General features: G+C 61.3%; 10 protein-coding genes (1 of these 10 only partly in view). 4 read left to right on the forward strand and 6 right to left on the reverse strand.

Annotation, left to right across the window (positions count from 1 at the left end):
- The 3 genes from ACIPIZ_RS04385 to ACIPIZ_RS04395 form a co-directional block, all read left to right on the forward strand.
- Window positions 1-5,174, forward strand: the 3' end of a protein-coding gene (locus ACIPIZ_RS04385; RefSeq protein WP_401164270.1) for a non-ribosomal peptide synthase/polyketide synthase. The gene continues 8,353 nt to the left of window position 1, outside the view; only the last 5,174 of its 13,527 coding nucleotides appear in the window; its start codon lies beyond the left edge, outside the window; its stop codon occupies window positions 5,172-5,174.
- Window positions 5,171-8,401 (forward strand): amino acid adenylation domain-containing protein, encoded by a 3,231-nt coding sequence (locus tag ACIPIZ_RS04390; RefSeq protein ID WP_401164272.1) that lies wholly within the window; start codon window positions 5,171-5,173, stop codon window positions 8,399-8,401. The genes ACIPIZ_RS04385 and ACIPIZ_RS04390 overlap by 4 nt, the downstream gene beginning before the upstream one ends.
- 337 nt (window positions 8,402-8,738) lie before the next feature.
- The gene (locus ACIPIZ_RS04395; protein ID WP_064389807.1) at window positions 8,739-11,219 is read left to right on the forward strand and encodes a TonB-dependent siderophore receptor; all 2,481 of its coding nucleotides are present in this window, start codon (window positions 8,739-8,741) and stop codon (window positions 11,217-11,219) included.
- Between the two features lie 162 nt (window positions 11,220-11,381).
- On the opposite strand, the gene ACIPIZ_RS04400 is transcribed toward ACIPIZ_RS04395, so the two are convergent.
- The 5 genes from ACIPIZ_RS04400 to pvdM form a co-directional block, all read right to left on the reverse strand.
- On the reverse strand, window positions 11,382-15,554 hold the full coding sequence (locus ACIPIZ_RS04400; RefSeq protein WP_401164780.1) for an amino acid adenylation domain-containing protein: 4,173 nt from the start codon (window positions 15,552-15,554) through the stop codon (window positions 11,382-11,384).
- Window positions 15,555-15,680: 126 nt separating this feature from the next.
- Window positions 15,681-17,342, reverse strand: coding sequence for a cyclic peptide export ABC transporter (locus ACIPIZ_RS04405; protein ID WP_105707970.1), 1,662 nt, complete (start codon window positions 17,340-17,342; stop codon window positions 15,681-15,683).
- A 162-nt stretch (window positions 17,343-17,504) separates the two neighbouring features.
- Entirely contained in the window at window positions 17,505-18,416 is a 912-nt protein-coding gene (locus ACIPIZ_RS04410; RefSeq protein WP_401164276.1) for a formylglycine-generating enzyme family protein, read from the reverse strand.
- Between the two features lie 46 nt (window positions 18,417-18,462).
- A complete protein-coding gene (locus ACIPIZ_RS04415; protein WP_401164278.1) occupies window positions 18,463-19,755 on the reverse strand; it encodes an aminotransferase class V-fold PLP-dependent enzyme in 1,293 nt (430 codons plus the stop codon).
- A complete protein-coding gene (pvdM, locus tag ACIPIZ_RS04420; protein ID WP_105707976.1) occupies window positions 19,752-21,122 on the reverse strand; it encodes a pyoverdine-tailoring dipeptidase-like protein PvdM in 1,371 nt (456 codons plus the stop codon). The genes ACIPIZ_RS04415 and pvdM overlap by 4 nt, the downstream gene beginning before the upstream one ends.
- Window positions 21,123-21,373: 251 nt before the next feature.
- Here pvdM and ACIPIZ_RS04425 point away from each other — a divergent pair, with 251 nt between their 5' ends.
- Window positions 21,374-22,993 carry a PvdJ/PvdD/PvdP-like protein gene (locus ACIPIZ_RS04425; RefSeq protein WP_401164280.1) on the forward strand — a complete coding sequence of 540 codons (1,620 nt, stop codon included), beginning with the start codon at window positions 21,374-21,376 and terminating at the stop codon, window positions 22,991-22,993.
- 178 nt (window positions 22,994-23,171) lie between these two features.
- Here ACIPIZ_RS04425 and ACIPIZ_RS04430 read toward each other — a convergent pair whose 3' ends face one another.
- On the reverse strand, window positions 23,172-24,566 hold the full coding sequence (locus ACIPIZ_RS04430) for an efflux transporter outer membrane subunit (RefSeq protein ID WP_122854347.1): 1,395 nt from the start codon (window positions 24,564-24,566) through the stop codon (window positions 23,172-23,174).
- Window position 24,567 lies beyond the last annotated feature (1 nt).

The raw sequence follows: 24,567 nt of genomic DNA on the forward strand, positions 1-24,567 counted from the left end.
GCAACTCGCAGTTGCTCGGCGATGTATTGCAGCGCTATCACGGCCACGCGCCGGCGATGGGGGCGGGACGTTATCGCGATTACATCCAGTGGTTGGCGCAGCAGGATGCGCAGGTCACGGAAAACTTCTGGAAGGGCCAACTGGCCGACTTCGAGACACCGACGTATCTGGCCGATGCCGTGCCGCACCTCGTTGATGCAAGCGTCAGCGGTCAGGGTGAATACCTGCTGACCCTCGACACTCACGCGACCGCTGAACTCAACAGTTTTGCCCGCGCGCAAAAGGTCACGGTCAACACGCTGGTGCAAGCCGCGTGGTTGTTGCTGTTGCAGCGCTACACCGGGCAGGACACGGTCACGTTCGGCGCCACGGTATCGGGGCGACCAGCGCAGTTGAACGGCGTCGAAGGTCAGATCGGTCTGTTCATCAATACCTTGCCGATCATTGCCAGCCCACGTGCCGAACAGTCGTTGCCGCAATGGCTGCAACAGGTGCAGGCACAGAACCTGCTGCTGCGCGAGCAGGAACATACGCCGCTGTTCGACATTCAGCGTTGGGCGGGGCAGAGCGGTGAGGCGTTGTTCGACAACATTCTGGTGTTCGAGAACTACCCGATTGCCGAAGCCTTGCAACAAGCCGAATCGGCGGATCTGCGCTTTGGCGAAGTCGACCGTTATGAGCAGACCAACTATCCGCTGACGTTGATGGTCAACCTCGATCAGCAATTGACCGTGCACTTCAGCTATCAACAGACAAGTTTTGCCGCCGGCACCGTGGTCAAACTGGCAACGCAGTTGCAGCAACTGTTGAGCGGCATGCGCGCCAGTGTCGAAGGCTGTCTGGGCGAATGGAACCTGCTTGAAGCAGACGATGAGCAGCGCATCCTGCGTGACTGGAATCCGCAGGCAACCGCTGACCTTGAGCCGATTTGCATTCACCAGGCCATCGAGCGTCAGGTCGCTGCCCAGCCGAACGCGCGCGCCGTGACGTTCGGCCAGCAATACTTCACCTATGGCGATATCGATGCCCGGGCCAATCGCCTGGCGCACCGTTTGATCAGCACTGGCGTCACCGCCGAAGTGCGCGTCGGTGTGGCGATGCAGCGCTCTGACAACCTGCTGGTGGCATTGCTCGCGGTCCTCAAGGCTGGTGGTACCTACGTGCCGCTGGACCCGGATTACCCGGCGGATCGGGTCGCCTACATGCTTGAAGACAGCCGCGCCCGCGTGCTGCTGACCGAGACCGATGTGGCGGCCTCCCTGTCGCTCGCCAGCGACATGCAAGTGTTGCTGCTGGATCAACTGGATCTCTCGGCCTACAGCACGGTCGCGCCTGTCACCGACGTGAGTTTGAACAATCTTGCCTACGTGATTTACACCTCTGGTTCCACCGGCAAGCCCAAAGGCGTATCGATCAGCCATGCCAACATCATGGCGCTGAGCGACTGGTCGAAGCACCTCTACAGCCGCGAGGACATTCAAGGTGTGCTCGCTTCGACGTCGGTGTGTTTCGACCTGTCGGTGTGGGAGCTGTTTGTCACCCTGGCCAATGGCGGTTCGTTGATCATCGCGCGCAACGCGCTGGAGTTGCCGAACTTGCCGGCGCGCGATCAGGTGCGCCTGATCAATACCGTGCCGTCGGCAATCAATGCCTTGCAAGACTCTGGCGATATTCCGGCCAGCGTACGCATCATCAACCTGTGCGGCGAAGCGCTGAAGCAGAACCTGGTGGACACCCTGTATCAACAGGCGACCATCGCCGATATCTTCGACTTGTACGGCCCGTCGGAAGATACCGTTTACTCCACCTGGACCCGTCGAGAGGCTGGCGGCACGGCGAACATCGGTCGACCGATGATCCGCACCGCCAGTTATGTGCTGGGCGGCGATCTGCAACCGGCACCACAGGGTGTGTCGGCGGAGTTGTACCTGGCCGGTGCCGGTCTCAGCCGTGGCTATCTGGGCCGGGCGGCGATGACCGCAGAGAAATTCGTGCCTAACCCTTTCGCCGGCAATGGCGAGCGTATGTACCGCACCGGCGACCTGACCCGTTATCTGGGCGACGGCACGTTGCAGTACGTCGGGCGTATCGATCATCAGGTGAAGGTGCGCGGTTTCCGTATCGAGCTGGGCGAAATCGAAGCGCGTCTGTTGCAGATCGACAACGTCAGCCAGGCACTGGTGGTGGCGCAACCGATCGCCTCCAGCCATCAACTGGTGGCGTATGTGGTGGTCGATGATGCGACCGTGGCCAGCGCCGATGCGGCCGCGCAAGCGCTGCTGCGCGAAGCGCTGAAGACGCAACTCAAGGTGCACCTGCCGGACTACATGATTCCGGCGCACGTGCTGTTCCTCGCCAGCCTGCCGCTGACGCCGAACGGCAAGGTCGACCGCAAAGCCTTGCCGAGCATCGACGCGTTTGTCGCGGCGGGTGACTTCGTTGCCCCCGTCGGTGAACTGGAACAGCAGATCGCAGCCATCTGGCAAAACGTCCTGGAACTCGATCAGGTCAGCCGCGAGGATCATTTCTTCGAACTGGGCGGGCACTCGCTGCTGGCCACTCAGGCAGTCTCGCGTTTGCGCCATTTGACCGGCGGCACGTTGAGCCTGCGGGACCTGTTCAACTATCCGCGCCTCAAGGATCTGGCCACCTGGATGGCCGAAGAACAAACACCGGCCCTTGGCGGGGCGGCCAGTCAGGCCGTTCCACTGAAGGCCTGGGGCAGCAAATCGACGGCACCGCTGTCGCTGGTGCAACGGCGTTTGTGGGTCGCCGAGCAATTGTCCGGCGGCAGTTCGGCCTACGGCATGCCGCTGGCCCTGCGCTTGCGCGGTGAGCTGTCGGTCGAGCGCTTCATGAGCAGTTTTGCCGAAGTGGTGCGCCGTCATGAAGTGCTGCGCACCGCGTACTCGCAGGATGACGAAGGTGATCCGATTGCGCTGATTGCCGAGACGGTCGATGTCGACTTCCCGTTGCTCGATTTGTCCGGTCTGTCGCGCAGTGCCCAGGAAGAACAGGTCGCGCAGGCTGCGCTGGATAACGCGCGAACGCCGATCGATCTGGAGCAGGCGCCATTGTGGCGCGGGCGCATTCTGCATCTGTCACCGACCGAGCATGTGCTGCTGTTCTCCATGCATCACATCATTTCTGACGGTTGGTCGATGGGCGTATTGATCAACGAACTGGTGCAGCTCTATGAGCTGAGCAAGGCCGGTGCTGCCGCGTCGTTGCCGGCGCTGGAAGTGCAGTACTCGGACTTTGCCCTGTGGCAACAGGAGCTGGAACGGCAAGGGATTCTTGGCCAGCAGGCGGATTACTGGAGAGAGATGCTCAGTGGTTACAGCGGGCAGCTCAACCTGCCGCTGGACACCCCGCGAGGGCCGGTGGCGTCGTACGACGGTGATGCCGTGCAGTTCCATCTGCCGAAGGATTTGAGTCAGGCCTTGCGCAAGGTTGCCAATGACGCCGGGGTGACGCTGTACAGCACGCTGCTGGCGTCGTTCCAGGTGTTGTTGCATCAATTCAGCGGCGGCAACGACGTGTTGGTCGGCGCCGACGTCGCTGGACGCGAGCAGGCGCAGCTGGAACAACTGATCGGCTTCTTCGTCAACGTCTTGCCGCTGCGTTCACGCTTCTCGGCGGACACGGCGTTCTCGGCATTCCTCACCCGCACGCAGGACACCCTGCTCGGCGCGCTGGAGCATCAGGACCTGCCGCTGGACATGATCGTCGAATCCTGTGGCGTGCCGCGCCACAAGGGCATGAACCCGTTGGTGCAGGTGTTGTTCGTGATGAACAACCTGCCGGGCCGTACCCAATCCATGGGCGGTTTGAGCGTCGAGCCGCTGGCGGCGCTGCAGAGCCATTCTAAATTCGACATGGCATTGTTCGTTGACGAAGAAGAAGGGCAATTGCTGGGTAATTGGCAATTCGCCACAACCTTGTTCGGACACGAGCGCATTCAGTACCTGGTGCAGGCCTGGATAGCCCTGTTGGAACAGATCGTCGCTGATCAGGACATTCAATTGGGAGCTATCAGCATGCCAGTCGACAATTTAGCAGTGGCCGCCAAACCCGCTGCCCCCGGACCCAAGGCCGACAAACTGGGCAAGTTCCTCAAGCGTGGCGCCGCGCCGGTGGCCAAGGTTCGCCCGGCGCCGATCCGCGAATCGCTGATCGCCGCGCCGCAGCCGTTCCCGCTGTTGATGGAACCGAACGAGCCGCAGCTGGATTTGATCGAGTGGATCAAGCACAACCGCCCGCTGATCGAAGAAAAACTCGCGACCCACGCCGGCATTCTCTTCCGTGGTTTCGAGCTCGACGGCATTCAGGGCTTTGAGGCGTTCGCCGAAGCGATCCAGCCAGGCCTGTACGGTCAATACGGCGATCTGCCGAAGAAGGAGGGCGGCAAGAACACTTATCGCTCCACGCCGTACCCGGAACGCAAGATGATCCTGTTCCACAACGAGAGCTCGCACCAGGATCGCTGGCCGCGCAAGCAGATGTTCTATTGCGAGCAAGCGGCGCCGGTCGGTGGTGCGACGCCGGTGGTGGATTGCCGCTTGATGTACGAAAAACTGCCGGCGGACCTGCGTGACAAGTTCGAGTCCAAAGGCTTGCTGTATGTGCGCACCTTCACCGACAACCTCGACGTGTCGTGGCAGCACTTCTTCAAGACCGAAGACCGTGCCGAAGTCGAAGCCCGTTGCCGCGCCGGCGGTATCGAGTGGCGCTGGCTCGACAACAACGAACTGCAAACCCGTACACCGGGGCCGGCGATCATTCGCCACCCGATCACCGGGGCCAAGTCGTTCTTCAATCAGGTGCAACTGCACCACATCTACTGGCTGGAACCGGATGTGCGTGAAGACCTGTTGTCGATGTTCGGCGCCGAACGCATGCCGCGTCACGTGTACTACGGAGACGGTTCGCCGATCGAAGACGACGTGATGCAACGCATCGGTGAGCTGTATGAAGAGTGCGCCGTGCGGTTCGACTGGCAGAAGGGCGACGCGATCCTGCTCGACAACATGCTGGTGGCGCATGCCCGTGATCCCTTCGAAGGTCCGCGCAAGATTGTCGTGGCGATGGGTGACATGTATGACCACGGCAGCCTGGAGCGCCCGACAGCCGCCGCTCAGGTGGCAATGAATACTGAGGAAAGCGGAGCATGAGCGAAGTCATGATGGACGTACAGGATCCGGGTTTCGCCCTGACACCTGAGCAACAGGCGCTGCTTGAGCGCCTGTCGAACACCGCCACCTGTGGCGAGGCCATGCGCTGGCTCAGCGTTGTCATTGACGGTGATCTCGACCCGCAACGTTTGCAGGCCGCGTTCGATAGCGTACTGACAGAGCAGCCGATGTTGTTGGCGCGGCTGGGCAAGGCTCCCGGTTTCCACGGTTTGCGTCAGGCCGCGACCGGCATCGAACGTTTCCCGTTGACGATCCATGCTGCCGAGCAACGCGCCGGGGACGTTCTGGCGCAAATCAGCGAATCGCTGGAACGCGCCTTTGTCGTCGGCGAATCGGCCAGTGTCCAGGCGGTGCTTTATCGACTGGCGTCACAGCAATGGCAACTGGTGCTGGGCATTGCTCGCTACAACGCCGACGCGCCATCGTTGAACCTTGTGCTGCAACAAGTGCAACAGGCGTACGCCGGGGTTCAGCCAGCCGAAGACGAAGAGTCGGGGGAGTTTGCCCAGTATCTGGAATGGCGCAGTGAGGTGGTGCTCGATGAAGATGCCGCCACCGCTCGAGCGTACTGGCAGCAACACCTGCAAGGTGTGCAGACGGACATCGCAACGCCTTGGCTGGCTGCTCGCAGCGCCAGCCTCGAAGCGAGTGCTGCCGATTCGCGCGTAGCGCTGAATCTGCAGGCGGCGCAGCGTGATGCTCTGCAAGCGCTGGCCGAGCAGCTTGGTCAGCCAGTCGCCACGTTGCTGCAAGGCGCGTGGTGGCTGTTGCTCGGGCGTTTGAGCGGTCTCGATCAAGCGCTGGTCGGTCTGCGCCATGACAGCCGTGGCGACTACGAGTATTTCGCCAACGCCGTGGGCGTGTTCGAGAAAACCTTGCCGCTCTCGCTGGAATTGCCTGGCAGCGCGCGCTTCAGTGACTGGCTGGGACAGTTGGCCGCGCGTGTCGAAGAACATCGTACCTGGCAGGAATACTGGACGCCGGAACTGGCGCCCGACGCCGCGCGCCCGGCTTACGGCTTTAGCCTTGGCCAGATCGGCGTTGCCACCAACAGCAGCGGTTTGCGCTGGATCCGGGCTGAAGCCGTGCAGGTGCAACCGGATGCTTTCGAGTTGTTGTTGCAGGTGCAGCTGGACGAAAACCAGCGTCTTGCCGGCGCTGGTCTGCAGTATGCCGCTTCGCGCTATTCGCCAGCGGCAGCCGAGGCCGTACTGGATCAGTTCGGCGCACTGTTGAGCGCGATTGTCGAGGCGCCGCACACAGCGCTTGGCCAACTCAATCTGCTCAGTCACGCCGCCGAACAGCGCCTGCTGGCGATCAACCCGCCGCCGCGGGCGCTGGTCGACACCCGTTACCTGCCACAGCGTATGGCTGACTTGGCGACGCATACGCCAGACGCAATCGCCTTGACCGATGCTGAGCAGCAATTGAGCTATGGCCAGTTGCTGGATCGTGCAGAAACCGTGGCTCAGGGCCTGAGCAACAAAGGCGTGGGCAAAGGCTCGATCGTCGCGCTGGCGCTGCCTCGCTCGGCGGACCTGGTCATCGCGATGTTGGCGAGCTGGCGCATCGGCGCGGCGTATCTGCCGCTGGATGTGCAATGGCCACAGGCGCGTCAGGCGTTGATGCTGGAACAGGCCAACGCAGCGCTGTTGTTGACCGATGCAGCGCACGTGACGGCCTGGCAGGATCAGCCGCACACCGCGCTGACCCTGGCCGACCTCGGCACGTCGCACGCGGTATTGCCGCGGCTGTCGACCGAGGGTAGCGATATCGCTTATGTGCTGTTTACCTCCGGCTCTACCGGTGTGCCAAAAGGCGTGGTGATCGAGCATCGGCACTTGCTCAATTATGTCGCGCAGGCCAGTCAGGCGCTGGGCCTGGAGCAGTGCAAAAACATCGGCTTCAGTTCCACCGTCGCGGCAGATCTGGGCAACACCACGTTGTTCGGTGCGTTGTTCAATGGTGCAACGCTGCATGTCGCCAGCGATGCGCAAATGCAGGACGGCGCGTTGTTCGCCGAGTACCTGCAGCAGCGTCAGATCGACGGTCTGAAAATCGTCCCCTCGCACCTTGCCGCGCTGCTTGACAATGAGCAGGCGACCTTGCCGCACACGCTGGTGCTGGGCGGCGAGCCGATTGCGCCGACGCTGATCGAGCGCATTGTGCGGCTGCGCAGTGATTGCCGGGTGTTCAACCATTACGGCCCGACCGAAGCCACGGTCGGCGTGATGATTCATCCGCTGACCCTTGACGGCTCGGGCGGCGATTGTTCGGCGTTGAGCCAGGTGCTCGGCAACAACCAGGTGTTTGTGCTGGACGCTGACCTGCGGCTGGCGCCGGAGGGTGTGCTGGGTGAGTTGTATCTGGGCGGGGCGCAAATATGCCGTGGCTATTTGAACGCCGAGGCCGATGCGCAGACGTTCATTCAGAGCCCGTTCGATCCTGCGCAGCGTTTGTATCGCAGCGGCGACCTGGCCTGTTACCGCGCCGATGGTGCAATCCAGCTGCAGGGTCGACGTGATCAGCAGGTCAAGGTGCGCGGGTTCCGTATCGAGCTGGCGGAAATCGAAGCCGAGCTGCTGCGCTTGCCAGCGGTTGCCGAAGCGCTGGTGCTGCCTGCGGCGTCGGCCGAGCAAGGCCTGTTGGCATTTATCGTGGCGCAGCAAGGCGCTCCGGCGGGGCTGCTTGACAGCGCTCGTGCCGAGTTGAGCACGCGCTTGCCCGCCGTGATGGTGCCGCAGCATTTGCAACTGATCGAACGGTTTCCGCGTTTGGCCAATGGCAAGATTGATCGTAAAGCGCTGCAACAGTTGGCCGGCACTGCCGCCAATGACGAAGGTGAGGCGCCGCGCGATGCGTTGGAGCAATTGCTCGCTGGGCGCATGGCGCAACTGCTGGGGCTGGAGCGTCTGGGCATAGACCGTGACTTCTTTGCCGCCGGTGGCCATTCGTTGCTGGTGATCAAACTGGTGGCCGGTATTCGCAAGTTGCTGCAATGCGAAGTGCATCCCGGGCTGGTCTTCGATCATCCGACCGTGGCGTCGTTGGCGCTGGCGTTGCGGGCGGTCGAAAGCACGCCGGGGCAGTTGGAAAAACTGGCTCAGGTGCGTCTGCGCATGGATGCAATGAGCCCCGAGGAAAAGGCTCGACTGGCTGAACAAGCGCGGCAGCTGCAAGCCGCCAAGGCTGCGCAGACAAGCTGAAATAGCAAGAAACAAAAGGCCGTCGCCCAACAGCGTCGGCCTTTTTTTTAAATTTTTGCGCTAATGATAAATAAACTCATTCCGGTTTTCTGGAGGTGCTGCGTCTTACTAAGGTATGTGGACAAAGCCGGTTGGCAGGGCAGCCTCGCACCGGATCTGTTCAGCAGAAAAAATTTCGCCGTTGTTTCGCCAGATGATCGTGCCCGGGGAGGGGCTGGTCGGCCACGCACTGTCATGTTGCCCAAGGGGCCATCGACAGTGTGCGGTTCTCGAGTGCAGGCAGCGGCGGGCCCGTCGGCCCAATGGACTTTCACTTTTACCAATAATAGAGAGCACGATGTCAGCAATTCATGAGTTGAAACCTCTGTTCAAGGCACTCGTCATGTCCCGCGGCTTGCGTTCGCGTCGGGTGCTGACCGGTCTGGGGCTGGTCTGTGTGTTGCCAATCAGCGCCCAGGTGATGGCGGAAGACGTCAGCATCAACATTGCGGCGCAATCGTTGCCGCAAGCGCTGCAAGCCTTCGGCCAACAGACCAACCAGCAAGTGATCTATAACGCTGACGACATGACCGGGCTCAGAAGCCACGCGGTCAGTGGCAAGATGAGCCCGCAGGCGGCCATCGCCGAATTGCTCAGAGGCACTGGGGTGCGCTACAGCATCGAAGGCAACACGCTGATGCTGGTACGTGGCAGCAACACCCAGGGCCTGGAACTGGGCGCGACCAACATCAGCGCGCAACAGGTCGGTGCGACCACCGAAGGTAGCAACTCGTACACCTCCAACGCCGTCACCATCGGCAAGGGCACCCACACCCTCAAGGAAATTCCGCAGTCGGTCACGGTGATGACCCGCAAGCAAATGGACGACCAGGACCTGGTTGACCTCAAGGACGCGCTCAACCAGACCACTGGTGTCGTGGGTCTGCAGGGTGTCGGCAAGGGTTTGATCATTTCCTCGCGCGGCTTCCAGATCGACGACTGGCAGTACGACGGCGTGCCGATCCCGCGTAACACCTATTCGCTGGGTAACTGGGCGACCCAGGATCTGGTCTTTTTCGACCGCCTGGAAATCCTGCGCGGTGCCTCCGGGTTGCTGCAAGGCACTGGCAGCCCGGGTGGCGCAATCAACCTGGTGCGCAAGCGCGGTCAGGCGGCACCGACTGTAAGCGTGACCGGCAAGGCTGGCTCGTGGGATCACTACGGTCTGCAAGTCGACGCAGGCGGCCCGCTGAACCAGGCCGGCACCATCCGTGGTCGTCTGGTAGCCGATCAGGACCAGAGCAATTCTTTCATCGACTCTGAATGGAGTCGCACCCTGTCGCTGTACGGCTCGCTGGACTTCGACCTGAGCGAAGACACCACCCTGGGCCTGGCCGTCAGCCGTTCCGACGGTGATTCGCGTCCGATGATCCGTGGTCTGCCGCGTTATGCTGACGGCAAGATGCCGGACGTCTCACGCTCCACCTACACCGGCGCGCGCTGGAACAGTTCGGACATCGACGTCACCACGCTGTACGCCGATCTTGAACATCGCTTCAACGAAGACTGGGCATTCAAGGTCGGTGCCGTGCGCATGACCGAGAGCAACAAGGCGAAGAACCAGCGCGTGCAAAGTGCCGGCGATGGTCTGGAAGCGGATGGCAGCGGCGTGCAGTACGCTAACTTCCTGACCGATTTCGACTCCACCAAAGTCGGCATCGACATGAACCTGAATGGCAAGTTCGAAGCCCTGTCGATGCAGCAGGAAGTGATGTTGGGCGGTAACTTTTCCCAGCTCGAAACGGACGACCAGCTCGCCCGTACTTTCAGCAACAGCAGCGACACGATCTTCAACCTGAACAAGGACCGTACCGACATCAGCTATGACAGCCTGATCGCTGCCAACGGTCGTGGCACGCTGAGCAAGTATGACGTTCGTCAGAAAGGTGTGTACGGCACCTGGCGTGTCAAACCGGTCGACGATCTGACCCTGGTGCTGGGCTCCCGTGTCAGCTGGTATGACTTCAGCTACAAATCCAAGGCGCAATCTTCGTTCGGCGGCATCACCAAGAATGACCCAAGTACCGCGACTGAAACCGGCGAAGTCACGCCTTACGCTGGTATCGTCTATGACCTGAGCCGCGAGTGGGCGGTTTATGCCAGCTACACCGACGTGTTCCAGCCGCAGACCAACCGCGATGTCAACGGCACCGTGCTCAAACCGGTTATCGGCAGCAACTACGAAATCGGTCTCAAGGGCGAGTTGATGGACGGCCGGGTCAACACCTCGTTGGCACTCTTCCGCTACGACCAGGAAAACCGTGCGATCAACGACATTGCCGGTGGTTTCGAGTGCGATGGTTCGTACTGCTCGACCGCTTCGGGCAAAGTGCGCAGCCAGGGTATCGACGCCGAGATCAGCGGCGAAGTGGTGCAAGACCTGCAACTGTTTGCCGGCTACACCTACAACACCACCAAGTACATCAAAGATCCTAGCAACGAAGGTCGCGTGTTCAGCACCTGGACGCCAAAACACATGCTGCGCATGTGGGCCAACTACCAGTTGCCGGGTGAGTGGAATCGCGTCAGCACCGGCCTGGGCTTCGTGACCCAGAGCCATACGCTGGGTTACGAAGGCACCTACGATGTTGCGGGTTACACCGTATGGAACGCCCGCGTCGGCTACCAGCTGACACCTGAGGTCGGCCTGGCGATGAACGCCAACAACCTGTTCGACAAGAAGTACATTGCGGCCGGTTACAACCAGCTCGACGGCAACAACAACTTCGGTGATCCGCGTAACGTGATGTTCTCCGTGAAGTGGACCCCTCAGTTCTGATGCACTGAAGGCCCTTCACCGAAGCGGCCCACGCTCCTCTACAGAGGGCGTGGGCCGTTTTTTTTGCCCGTCTGCAGCTGAATCCCGCAGGTTATGCGTCAAGTCACGCAAAAAAAAACGCAGAAGCCAGCGCTTCTGCGTTTTTGTTGGCCAGGATGAAAATCAGTTTTTCAGTGCCGCCTCGCACGTCAGGAACACCGATTCGAAGGACTCCAGCAACGACTCACCGTAAATCATGCTGCGGTGGGGCAGGGTGGAATGCACCGAGCCTTGCAGTCGTCCGCTGACGGTGTGTTCACGCAGCACCTGTTCCGAGTGCAACACCTGTTCCAAAGTCTTGTGCGACAGCGACCACCAGCAACTGGCCTCGACCTTTAGCGTTGGCAGCGTGAAGGCGTCGTAGGATTTCACCAACCGATCATGGATCTCGAACGCCTGGGCATTCATGATTTCCTGTTTGATGGCGTCCAGTGTCGCCACCATTTCCTGTTCGCTGGTGGCAGCCTGTTGGCTGGCCCACTGGTAGAAAGCCTTCAGATCGGTCTGCGGATTCTCGGCGAGGAAGCGTGCCGCCGCTTCGTGCAGATGCGCGAACATCAGGCTGAACATTTCCACCGCCGTCGCCAGTTCATTTTGTGCGCTGAAGTACTCGGGATTTTCTTCTTCCAGCGGTTTGCGCGGCAGATCGGCCGGCAACAGGCTGTCCGGCAAGGTGGTATCGACCAGACCGAGGAAGCTCACTTTACGTCCCTGACGCTCCAGTTCCGCAGCAATGTCCATGGCGATGGAGCCGCCGAGCGACCAGCCCATCAAGCGATACGGGCCGTCCGCCTGCTTGTCGATAATCTGCCGGGTGTAGTCGGCGATCATCTGCGCCCAGGTCTGGGCGTGGGCGTGTTTATCGGCGAAGCCTGTGTGCATCACGCCGAAAGTGCGCGCGTGTTTGCTCAGGCGTTTGGCCAACGGTTGGTAGCAGAACACGATGCCGCCGCTGGGATGCAGGCAGAACAGCGGCGGGGCGCTGGTGGCCGAGGCCGAGAGCTCCACCACGCACTGGGCTTGCTGCTGGTGTTGCGTGGCAATGAATTGCGCAAGGGTTTCGACGGTGGCGTGGGCGAGCATTTGCTGCAAAGCGAGTTTGATCCCCAGGCGCGCATTGAGCGCGGCAATAAACTGGATGGCCAGAATCGAATGTCCGCCCAATTCGAAGAAATTGTCGTCGAGGCCGACCCGGTCGACGTGCAGGGTTTCCTGCCAGAGCTCGGCCAGCGCTTGCTCCAATGCAGTTTCCGGGGCCTTGAAGCGGGTCTCCGATAGACTGAAGTCAGGCAGCGGCAACGCTTTGCGATCGAGTTTGCCGGTGGGGCTGACAGGCATGGCTGCCAGCACTAGCAGATGGCTGGGCACCATGTAGCCGGGCAGACGGCTTTTCAGTTCAGCCTTGAGGGCTGCGCGCAGTTGATCGTGCTGCTCACTCGACAAATCACTGGCGCTCGGCACGACATAACCGATCAACTGCATCCCGGCCAATCCTTCGCGAGCAAGGACCAGGGCTTCGCGAACGGCCGGGATTTGCAGCAGGCAGGATTCGATTTCACCGAGTTCGATACGGAAGCCGCGAATCTTCACTTGATGATCGAGTCGGCCGACATATTCGATGACGCCATCGGCGCGATAACGTGCCAGATCACCTGTGCGGTACAGGCGCCCGCCCTGCGTGCTGAACGGATCAGGCATGAAGCGTTCGGCGGTCAGTTCCGGGCGCTGGAAATAGCCCCGGGCCAATAGATCGCCAGCAATCACCAGCTCGCCGACGACGCCCACCGGGACTGGTTGACCACCGCTGTCCAGCAGATAAATGGCGCGTCCAGCCAAGGGGCGGCCGATCGGCATGGTTTTCGGCAGTGGCATTTGCCCGGTGACGTAATCCGTGCAATCGAGCACCGTGGCACTGACCGTGGTTTCCGTAGGGCCATAGGTGTTGAGCAGGCGCACATGGCCAAGTCCCGCTTTGCCCCACGCTGCCACGCCTTCCGGTGGCATGGCTTCGCCGCCGACGATCACCTGGCGCAACGGGCCATAGTCACGCACACCGGCAGCGGCAAAATCCCTCGCCAGCATGTTCCAGTACGTGGTGGTCAGGTCGCTGACCGTGAATTGCTTGTCGCGCAACTGCCGGTACCAGGTTTCGCTGTCCCAGATGTCCGGCCCGCGCAGTACCACCGACGCGCCGCAGATCAGCGCCGGGTAGAGCTGTTCGACGAAGGCATCGAAGTTGAACGTGGCAAATTGCAGCGATCGATCGGCGGCTGTCAGGCCGAGGAATTGCAGGGCGACTTGCGCGTGTCGGGTCAACGCCGCCTGGGTAATCCCCACACCTTTTGGTCGGCCGGTGGAGCCTGAGGTGAACATCACATATGCCAGGTTATGGCCATGGGTACGGCAGGGCGGATTGTCGCTGTGCGTGCTGTCGAGGAGGTCGAGTTCATCGACGCACAGCACGCTCACCGCGGCTACCGAAGGCAGGCGCTGGAGCAAAGAGCGCTGGCTGAGCAGCACGCTCAGGCCGCTGTCTTCGATCATCGAGGTCAGGCGTTCCTGCGGGTATTCGGGGTCGAGAGGCACGTACACACCGCCAGCCTTGAGCACCGCCAGCAGGCTGACGATCATCCGCGCCGAACGCTCGACCGCGATGCCCACCCGCACTTCCGGGCCCACGCCGTAGCCGAGCAGGGTCTGCGCCAGGCCATTGGCTGCCGAGTTGAGTTGGGCATAGCTCAGGCGCACGTCATCGCAAATCAGCGCGAGGGCATGCGGCGTGGCCAGTGCCTGGCGTTCAAAGAGCTGATGCACGCCTGCGCTCGGCAATGGCGCAACGGCTGGGTTCCATTGTTCGCGTTGCTGACGGCACTCGGTGTCGCTCAGCAGCGGCAGTTCGCTCAGGGCAATATCGGGATTTGCGGTGATGGCGCGCAACAGATTCTGCCAATGCCCGGCCAACCGCTCGATGGTGGCGGGGCGGTACAGGTCGCGGCTGAATTCGATGTTGGCATCGATGCGGTTCAGGGAATAACTGACGTCCAGCGACAGGTCGAATTTCGCCTGGCCGCTGCCGGCATCGACAAAGTCCAGGGTCAATTCGCCCAGATTCAGCGGCACCGAGGCGCCGCCGTCCGTGCGCCAGTTGAACAGCACCTGGAACAACGGATTGATCTGCTGACTGCTTTGCAGTTGCAGGTCGTCGAAGCTCAACTCCAGCGGATAGTCAGCATGGTCGAGCGCGGCCAGCGATTCGCGGCGCAGACGTAGCAGAAAGTCCTTGCAAGGCAACTGCGGGTCAATCCGCACGCGATAGACCTGGGTGCTGACAAAGAATCCGACCAGATCCTGAATTTCACTGCGGTTGCGTGTGGCGTTGGGCACGCCGACGGTGAAATCGTCCTGGCCACTGTAGCGGCTCAGGAGCAATTGCCAGGCGCCCAGGGCGACCACAAAGGGAGTCAAACCGTGCTGCTGGCAGAAGCGATTGAGTGCTTGCGCCAATGTGGCGGGCAGGCTGAAGTCGTGTTTGCCGGCCGCATGGCTGTGCTGGTCATTGCGCGCAAAGTCCACCGGCAGATCCAGCGGCGGCAACGTCTGGCCCAGATAATTCTGCCAGTATTCGGCGCTGGTCTTGCAGGCCGGGCTGTGCAGATAGTCGCCACGCTGCCAGTCGGCATAGTCGGCGTACTGGATGGCCGGGCGCGGCAGTGGCGCGCTCATGCCCATTGCCGCTTGCGCGTAGGCGCGGGTCAGGTCCTGCATCAGAATCGCGTTGGACCAGGCGTCCGAGGCGATATGGTGCATGTTGAGCAGCAGCAAGTGCTCCGTGTCGGCGACTTGCAGCAGTGTCGCGCGCATCAGTGGTGCGTGCTTCAGGTCGAAGGGCTTGGCGGCCTCTTCGGCAATGCGCAGGTCAATCTGCTGTTCGCGCGCTTCAGCGCTCAGCCCGCGCAGATCATCGAAGCCCAACTGCAGCGTTGCGTGTGCATCGACCACCTGCATGGCTACCCCGTCGATCTCGACGATCGCACTGCGCAGGACATCGTGGCGTTCGATGACTTTATTCAGCGCCATTTCCAGATGCTGTGCTTGCAAGGCACCGCTGAGGCGCACGGCGCGTGGCAAGTTGTAGGCGGCACTGTCAGGTGTCAGCTGTTGTACGAACCACAATCGCTGTTGCGCGAAGGAGAGGGGGGCCGGGGCCGGGTGGGGACGGGCAATGATGCCTTGGGATTGCTCGCCGGCATCTGCCATCAGCAGCGCCAGTACCTCATCATCGAGTAAGTCGTTCATCGGGCTCTCGTGGTTGGCAGCACCGTGAGCGCTGACGGCGTTGCCGACAGTCGGGTCCACGGCGATAGACATTCGGATTGAAGGCCGGCAGGACGGGCGTCCGGCCGGCTGCAAAGGTGCAATCGATCAAGCAGTCTCGAGGGGCTTTTTGTGGGTGACCACTCGGCCTCCCTCCATCCTCACCAGTTGATCGGCGACGTCGAAGTAGCGGTCGTCGTGGGAGATCACGATGATGGTCTTGCCCATCTGTTTCAGCTCCGGCAGCAGCTCGGTGTAGAAGATGCGCCGGAAGGCCGGGTCCTGATCGGCAGCCCATTCGTCGAACACCAGCACCGGACGCTCTTCCAGCCAGGCGTTGATCAGCGCCAGGCGTTTGCGCTGGCCGGTGGACAGATCGGTGGTACTGAAAACACCGTCGTTGATGCTCACCTTGTGCGCAATCTCCAGGCGTTCCAGATAGCGGCTGGTGTCGGCCGGCACTTGTTTGTCGCCCTGTACCAGTTCATCGAACAGGTAGTAGTCGGCGAAGATCGTGGTGAACAGTTGGCGATAGTCATCGCGCGCCTGGGCATCGACCACCTGGCCATTGAGCAGGACTTCCCCGCGTTGTGGCGCATACAGGCCCAGCAACAATTTGATCAGGGTGGTTTTGCCGCCGCCGTTCTCGCCGACGATGAACACGATGTCACCCTGCGCGATGTTCAGATTGACCGGCCCCAGTTCAAACGCTGCGCTGCCCTGAACCGGCGGGAAGGCGTAGTGCACGTTGTGCATTTGCAACTGTTGCACTGCGGTCTTGCTCGCGGGCGTCGACTCGCGCAGGAGCAAGTGCGGTTCCGGCGAGGAAAACTGCTCGGCCAGTTCGGCAATGCGTTTGAAGGCAATGTTCGCGCGACTGACCACCGGCAACGTGGTGACCAGATATTCCAGTGGGCCCTTCATGTACAGCAACACCAGCACGAAGCCGCTGAGCACGGCTTTGTCGGTACCGAGCCAGAACGATTGCAGCGCGAGGGCCAGACCGATCACCACGAAAAACAGCATCGAGCCAAAGGTTTTCGCCACCACGAACGTGTTGATGGAGCGGATGTGTGTGTTACAGATGTAATCCGCCGTGCCCTCGATGCGCTGGCTGAACATGCGTTGGCGGCGCGGGCGATGAATACGCAATTCCTTGGCACCCGCGGCGATCGCGCTGTAGTGCTTTTGCAGTTCGTCCTCGGCTTCTCGTGCCGCTTCGAAACCTTTGATGCCTTTGGCCCGGGCAATGTATTGCACGACGGTGCCGATCACGATCGCGATCAACAGCAGGGCAAACATCGGCAGGGACAGGTAGGCCAGGTAACCCAGGCAACCGAGGGTGACGGTGAAAGCGATCGCCAGCGGCGCAAAGGAAAACGCGAAATCACTCACGGTGTCGACGTCATGGGTCAGCACCGGAATCAGGCGATGACTGCGAAACCGCTCGATCTGTTCGATAGGTGCCAGCAGGACTTTTTCGCCGAGTGATTTGCGCAGGCCGGCGATGATGTGCTGGCCGACATGGTTGGTGCCGATGTCCGACAGAATCGAAGTCAACAAGGCAAACGCGCAGAGGCCGGCAAACGTCAGCAGCACTGTGGCTGACGGAACGCCGCTACCGTTCAGGGCTTTGTTGATGGTCGCCAGCAGGGCGGTGACGCTGACGCCACCAAGCATGCCGAGCAGGATCGACAGCGCCACGACGACCCGGTAAGGCTTGAGCAGGCCGAGGACTTCACTGATGGCTCCGCGCGATTTTGTGGTCATGGAGGTTTCCGCTTCTAGTGCCGCTAACGGCATCGTTTCAAGGATTGGGCTGGTTAAAAGACGAAACCCGTGGGCGGCGATTTAGCCGACCACGGGTTTATCGAGGCTCAGGCGACGAGCGAGCGGCCCGCGCCGCCATGGCGGCTGTCGTTACCGCTGTCCTTAGAGATCGCGCGCGACGCGAAAACCGATCCAGTCGCCGCGCGTATCGCTGTAGGTGGCGTTGCGATTACCCGAGCGCGAGAACACCGGTGCTTCACCCCAGTCGTTGCCGCGGATGCGGCGGATCTTGCAGTCACCGGTCAGCCAGGCACTGCCGTCACTCGGCGCGCCGGCATAGTTTTCGTTGTAGCAGTCGGCGGTCCATTCGTAGATGTTGCCGTGCATGTCGTAGACGCCGAAGGCGTTCGCCGGAAACTTGCCCGCCGGCGCGGTGAAGTTGTAGCCGTCGGCGGCGCCATAGGTATTGGCGTGTTTGGCGATGCTGTATTCCTTGCCTTCATCGAAGGGGAACGGGAAAGGTCCGGCGCTGCCGGCACGGGCGGCGTATTCACGCAGCGATTCGCTGACCAGTCGATACGATTTACCGGTTTTCTTCGACAGCCAGGCTACATAGGCCTCGGCCTCGGGAAAGTCCATGCACACCGCCGGATGCTTGTCGGTGTACTGCTTTTTCGGATCGCTGCCCGCGTAGTCGGGAATACCGGCCTTGCACGCGCGGCCCGGGCGTTTGTCGCCGTCGGGCATCTGATAGCCGGTGTCGGCGAGGTAGGCGTCCCATTGCCCTTTGAGCACCTGGAAACGACTGATGGCCAGCGGTTTGGCAAAGGTCACCGGGTGCATCGGACCTTCGTCCGGCTCGCGGCCGACTTCGTCCTCCGGGGTGCCCATGGTGAAGGTGCCGGTGGGCAGCACGACCATTTCCGGGCAGTCCTTGCAGTCCTTGAAGACTTTGCCCGGTTTGAGCGGTTCGGCCGCTTGCGCCAGCCCCGACAAGGCACAACCGAGCAACGCGGCGAGGCCCAGTGCGGGCAAGGCCTTCAAGGAAAAATTACGCAGTTCACTACTGTTCATCATGACTCTCGATAACAGGTTGAAAGGAAACGTGGGAGCGGGGCGCCTACAGCTGTTTGGCCAATAGCGCCATCAAACGATCGATTTGCGCTTCGTCGTTGAGCAGGCCCGGTGCAGTACGAATCACCGGGCCCACGTCGCGGTTCACGGCGTCGGCGACCACCCGGTTTTGCATCAGGTACGCGGCGACTTTGTCGCTGTCCTGGCCCTTGACCCGGAAGAAAGTGAAACCGGCCGACAGTTGCGGACTCAGCGGCGTGACGAGTTCGATTTGCGGGTGTTCCAGCAGGCGCTTCTTCAGGTAGCTGTTGAGCGCGTGGATGCGCGCTTCGACCTCGGCCTTGCCCAGTTGCAGATGCAGCTTGAAGGCTTCGTCCAGCGCCCAGCGATACTCGAAAGAGTGGTAGCCACCGGGCGTCATGGTGGTGGAAAACGCGGTGGCTTCGGAGAAAGTCGGGGTGATCGGCGTCACGTATTTGACCTCCTCGAAACGGCTGCAGACGATGCCGGTGCCGCGCGGGCCAAACATCCACTTGTGGGTGCCGGCGATGAAGAAATCACAGTTCATCTGCGCAAAGCTCAGGTCGTCGACGCCGAAACCGTGCACGCCATCGACCACATAAATGATCCGGTCGGCATCGCTGCGGCCACGGTTGTGCTTGTCGACGATGGCGCCGATCTCACCGATCGGCAGCTTCACGCCGCTGCCCGAATGCACCCAGCACATCCCCAGCACACGGGTTTCAGGGCGGATGGCAGTGTCGATGGCGGCGAGGATTTCGGCTTTGGTCGCGGTCTGCGGATCCTTGAACAGACGGATCTTGCGCACCTGCGTGCCTTCACGTTCCTTGCGCAAGGCGAGGATGGTGTGGGTGGCGTAGTGTTCGTGGGCGGTGGTGAGGATTTCCTGATCGGGGCGCACATGCACACCGCCGTAAATCATCGTCAGACCTTCAGTGGTGCTGCCGGTCAGGGCGATCTGTTTTGCGTTTACCTGCAGGTATTGGCCGGCCCAGACGCGGACGTTTTCCTCGCGCTGCTCGATCACGCCGAGGTCCCAATCCATGGCCAGGCCGGGATTTTTGTCGAGGGCGGCGCGATGCCGTTCAATCGCTTCGCGCACCGGTTGCGGGTGCGAGGTGATCAGGAAGTTGGAAAAGTGCAGGTAGTCCGGATCCTGATTGAACAGTTGCTGCAACTGCGTCCACTTGCTGCGCGGCATTGGTGCAGCGGGCGCAGCCGTGGCGGCAGCGCTGGCGATGTTCGGCAGGCTGGCGCCCAGTGGCAGCGCAGCGGCGAGCAGTCCGGCCTGTTTCAGAAAATCACGACGATTGCTCATGGCTGCGTCGTTCCCTGCGCGTTGGCCAGCGCCGGTTTCGCGGCTTTTTCGACCTGATCCCAGACGCGCAGGAAGTTGCCGCCCCAGAGTTTGCCGATGTCGGCTTCGGAGTAACCGCGCGACAGCAGTTCAGCGGTGACATTGCGGATCTCGCCGACGTTCTCGAAACCTTTGACGCCGCCGCCCTCATTGAAGTCGGAGCTGATGCCGACATGGTCGATGCCGATCTTGCGCACGGCGTATTCGATGGCGTCGCCGAAATCCTTGAGGCTGGCCTTCGGTTCGTCTTCGAGGATCGCGTACAGACGGCTGGCGTACAGGCCGAATTTCGTTTCGGACCAGGCCGCAATGATCGGGTCGCCCGGCATCAGCGCCATCGCCAGGTTTGGCAGGGGCGGCAGGTCGAATTCCTTGCGCAGTTCGTTGAGGCGATCCTGGGTCTTCTGGGTCAGCGGCCGCAGGTACTGGGAGAACGCGACGATTTGCACCACGCCGCCGCTGTTTTTGATCAACTGCATCTCTTTGTCGCTGAGGTTGCGTGGGATGTCGACCATCGCGCGCGGCGCCGAGTGCGAGGCAATCAGTGGCGTACGGCTCAGCTGTGCGACTTGTTCGAGGGCTTTGGTCGACATTTGTGATACGTCGATGATTACGCCCAGATCATTGAGGCGCTTGACCGCCTGCTTGCCCAGATCGGAGAGGCCATCGAGGGCGTCCGGAGAATCATTGAGAAATGGCAACGGGCGCGATGAGTCCGCCCAGTCGTTGTTGCCGATATAGCTGAAACCGAACATGCGCATGCCACGCGCCGTCCACAGGTCCAGCAGATTCAAGTCATGGCCCAGTGGATAGGCGTTAAGCATGCTGATGAAAATCGCGAACTTGCCTTCGCCGTGCAGGCGGCGCATATCGTCCGGGGTGTAGGCGATCGCGACCTGATTGGGGAAGTCGCGCACCATGCCGGAAATGATCTTGTAGCGGATCTCTTGCTGGTTGCGTGCTTCATCAATGAAGCCCGCGGTAGGTTTGTGCGGGGCATCGGGGCCGTTCCACATTTCCGGCCAGCCGAAAATGGTCAGCGCCGCGCCAGACAAGCGACCGCGACTGGCCTTGGCCAGGTCGAACTGGCCGGAGCCATCCTTGTCGGCCTCGTGACCGTCGGTGCCGAAGTTCTGCATCAGGCTGACATGGCTGTCGAAGGAGAGCATGCGTTCGTGCAGTTCATCTGCCTGTTTCACAATCTTGGCGTCATAGCCAAGGTCGTCCTTGAACCAGTGATGCCAGACGGCAAAGCCTGCACCGGCACTGATCGCCAGGGCTAAGGGCAGGCCGATGAATAGAGCCTTTTTCGAACGTGGTTTTGTCATTGCCATCTCAGTCGGGTTCGCCATCGAGGTGCAGGCGCAAAGCCTTTGCTATCTGGGAAGAACGAGTGGATGGCCGTGGAATTTAGCTTGCCAGGTTAAAAGATCGCAGCCTTCGGCAGCTCCTGCAGGGATATACATTCCATGTAGGAACTGCCGAAGGCTGCGATCTTTTCAAACCCACATAAATTTACCCGCGCAACAAACGTTCTAGCTTGGATAAAGCCTGCTTCATGGCTGACACAGGTAGGGCAATGAAGATTTCTCGACGATGGTTCATGGCAGGTCTGGCGCTGACTGGCGCTGCGGTGCCTGCGGCTTGGTTTGGGCATCGTGAATGGACGAAGCCGGATCCGACGATCACTCCGGGTGAAGCGTCTTTCGACGTCGCCGACCTCGCCGGACAACGCTTGGCCAGTGCCTTGCGGGGCGTCTGGGATATTCGCTTCGAAGGCCGTGACGCAGGCCTTGAAGGGCTTCCGGCCAAGGGCCTGCAAGTGTTCCTCGACATCGGCCAGAAAGGCCGTGGCGTCTGTGGTTTTCTTGATACACCGGAGCGTTTGCGCTCCGGCGAAACACCTCGTTACCGAATTCTTGGCGATCTCGCCGGTGCCGACGCCGCGAAGTTGACCTGGCGGCTGATCGGTGCGCAAGACCAGATCAACTATGAGCTGGAGATGATCCTCGACGAGGTCTGGGCCGATTTCGGCAACGCCGGCAAAGGCACCCTCAGCGGTAAAGCCTTGCGCCTGGATCGCCCTCTGGCCTTGCCCGCACAGGACAACGGCTTCGTAGCGGTCAAGCGACTGTTTCCCGAAGCGCGTGAACGTACGCCGCTGAATCCGACGCTGCTGGCCTGGCTGATTTCCCCCGAGCACCGGCTGTTCCACCAGTTGTGGCATGCGACGCGGGACAAGTGGCACACCTTGCCAGAGGACAAGCGCGAAGCCTTGCGCGGCATCGGCTGGCAACCGGGGCCGCGCGACAAGGAGCGCGATGCTCGTGGGCCGCGCAAGGATCGCAATGGTTCCGGCGTCGATTTCTTCTTTATGCACCGGCACATGCTCGGCACGGCGCGCTCGATGCAGGACCTGCCATCGTGGCAATACTTTCCGCTGCCACAGCCGGAATTGATCCGTGATCGCCCGGGTTTCGCCCGTTACTTCGACAATCATGACGGCACGGCGCTGCCGCCTCCGTGGCTGGCCGACGGTGATGATGAATACAGCAAGTGGGTCAGCGATCTCAAGACGGCCGAGACCTACGAAAGCAACTTTCAGGTCTGGGAGTCGCAATACCGTGATCCGGCGTATCTGGCCAGACTGACGCTGGGCCAGTTCGGTTCCGAGGTGGAGCTGGGTCTGCACGACTGGCTGCACATGCGCTGGGCGTCTGTGCCGCGCGATCCGTCCAACGGTCAGCCCGTGCCTTTTGCGCGTGATCCTGCCGACTTCGCTGCACGTTGGTATGGCCCGGAAAATGACTTCCTTGGCGACCCGTTTTCATCCCATGTCAACCCGTCGTTCTGGCACTTCCATGGCTGGATCGACGATCGTATTGAAGACTGGTTTCGCGCTCATGAGCGTTTCCATCCGGGGGAGGTCACGCGCAAGGTGGTCAATGGTGTGCAGTGGTTTGCACCGGGACGCTGGAACGAAGTCGATGACCCCTGGCTGGGTCCGGTCACCCATGGTTGCAGCACCACGCCGGGGTTGCAGGCGGGCAAGACCGTGGAGATGGACCCGGAAACCATGAAGCTGGCGCTGCGCATCACCTTCCTAAACGACGAGGAAAAACTCGCCGGGCTGTTCCGCCGCGTGCCGCAACGACCGTGGTATGCGCGCAATCTGAAGGCCAAACAGACTCAGGCCTGATTACCGCGTCAACTTCTTCGCGAGCAGGCTCGCTCCCACAGGTTTTTTGTTGGGCCGCAATGGCTGCGACACCTTGAGTCATTGTGGGAGCTGGCTTGCCAGCGATGGCGTTGTGTCAGGCAACTTTGATGTTGGGAGTGGCGGCCTCATCGCTGGCAAGCCAGCTCCCACCGGGTGATTACAGTGCTTGCCAGCCGCCGCCCAAGGCCTTGTACAAGGCAATGCTCGCCTGCATTCGCGACAGCCGCAGTTGCACGTTCTGGTCCTGCGCCGCATACAGCGTGCGCTGGGTTTCCAATACGGTCAGCAAGTCCTCGGCGCCGGCCTGATAGCGGCTCTGGGCGATGTTGAAGGCGGTTTGCGCCTGGTTCAGCTCTTCGCTCTGCCACTGCCGTTGTTCATCGAGGCCGCGGATGCTGTTGAGGGCTTTTTCGACGTCGGCGAAACCGTTGATGATCGCGCCTCGATAGGTTTCCAGCAGCTCCTGCTGACGAGCCGTGGCTTTGTCGCGTTCGGCGCCCAAACGACCATTGTTGAAGATCGGTGCGATCAGCCCGCCGGTGAGGTTGTAGAACGGACTGCGCCACAGGTCACCCGCCTGATTGGCGCCGGAGCCGATGCTCGCGCTCAGGGTGATTTTTGGCAGCATCGCCGCGCGAGCCACGGTGACGTCCGCCTGGGCTGCCGCCAGTTGCGCCTCGGCGCGGGCAATGTCCGGGCGGCGGGTCAACAGCTCGCTGGGCAGGCCGGCAGCAATCTGCGGCCATTGCAATTGATCGAAGGACTCATGACCGGTCGGCAGGTCTTGCACTGGACGCCCGAGCAGCGCTGCCAGCGCGATTCGCGCATCTTGGGCTTGTTGCCGGACGGTCGGCAGTTGGCGTTGTTGTGCGGCCACCAGGCTTTTCTGCTGGGCCAGCTCCAGCGCGGTGGCCGAGCCGGCGTTGTAGCGCGTCTGCACCAGTTGCAGAACGCTTTGCGCATTGGCCAGGTTCAGCTCGGCAATGCGACTCTGCTCCTGCAGCGACAGCACCTGGGTGTAACTGTTGGCGACGCCGCTGAGCAAGGTCAATTCGACGGTGGCGCGATCGAACTCGCTGGCTTGCAGGCTGAACTGTGCACTGTCGCGCGATGCGCGCTTGCCGCCCCAGAAGTCGATTTCGTAACTGGCGTTGAGGCCGACATCGAAGTAGTCCACAGCCTTGTTGCTGCTGTCGGCATCCAGTTGACGGTAACCTTCGCCACGCAACAGCTTCTGCCGATTGGCGTTGCCGGTGCCTTGTATTTCCGGCAATTGCGAGCCACCGGCAATGACGGTGGCAGCGCGCGCCTGACGCACGCGAGCGATGGCTGCGGCCAGATCATAGCTGCCGACCTGAGCCTGTTCGATCAGTTGATTGAGCTGCGGGCTGGCGAAGCGCGTCCACCAGCGCAGGGTGTCGCGCTCGGCGCGGGTGTCGTGTGGCGATTGCCACGCAACAGGCGGGACAATGCCGCTGTCCGGACGTTGTGCGGAACTGCCGCAAGCGCTGAGTATCAGGCAGGCGGTCAACAGGCTGAGGCGCGGTTTCATA

This window comes from Pseudomonas sp. NPDC087690 (assembly GCF_044743175.1).
Classification (GTDB): Bacteria; Pseudomonadota; Gammaproteobacteria; order Pseudomonadales; family Pseudomonadaceae; genus Aquipseudomonas.

Excerpts from the sequence above, each read along its gene's own strand:
- ACIPIZ_RS04410 (WP_401164276.1), bottom strand. The coding sequence starts at position 18,416 with ATGAACAGTAGTGAACTGCGTAATTTTTCCTTGAAGGCCTTGCCCGCA.
- ACIPIZ_RS04430 (WP_122854347.1), bottom strand. The coding sequence starts at position 24,566 with ATGAAACCGCGCCTCAGCCTGTTGACCGCCTGCCTGATACTCAGCGCT.
- ACIPIZ_RS04415 (WP_401164278.1), bottom strand. The coding sequence starts at position 19,755 with ATGAGCAATCGTCGTGATTTTCTGAAACAGGCCGGACTGCTCGCCGCT.
- ACIPIZ_RS04405 (WP_105707970.1), bottom strand. The coding sequence starts at position 17,342 with ATGACCACAAAATCGCGCGGAGCCATCAGTGAAGTCCTCGGCCTGCTC.
- pvdM (WP_105707976.1), bottom strand. The coding sequence starts at position 21,122 with ATGACAAAACCACGTTCGAAAAAGGCTCTATTCATCGGCCTGCCCTTA.
- ACIPIZ_RS04425 (WP_401164280.1), top strand. The coding sequence starts at position 21,374 with ATGAAGATTTCTCGACGATGGTTCATGGCAGGTCTGGCGCTGACTGGC.
- ACIPIZ_RS04400 (WP_401164780.1), bottom strand. The coding sequence starts at position 15,554 with ATGAACGACTTACTCGATGATGAGGTACTGGCGCTGCTGATGGCAGAT.
- ACIPIZ_RS04390 (WP_401164272.1), top strand. The coding sequence starts at position 5,171 with ATGAGCGAAGTCATGATGGACGTACAGGATCCGGGTTTCGCCCTGACA.
- ACIPIZ_RS04395 (WP_064389807.1), top strand. The coding sequence starts at position 8,739 with ATGTCAGCAATTCATGAGTTGAAACCTCTGTTCAAGGCACTCGTCATG.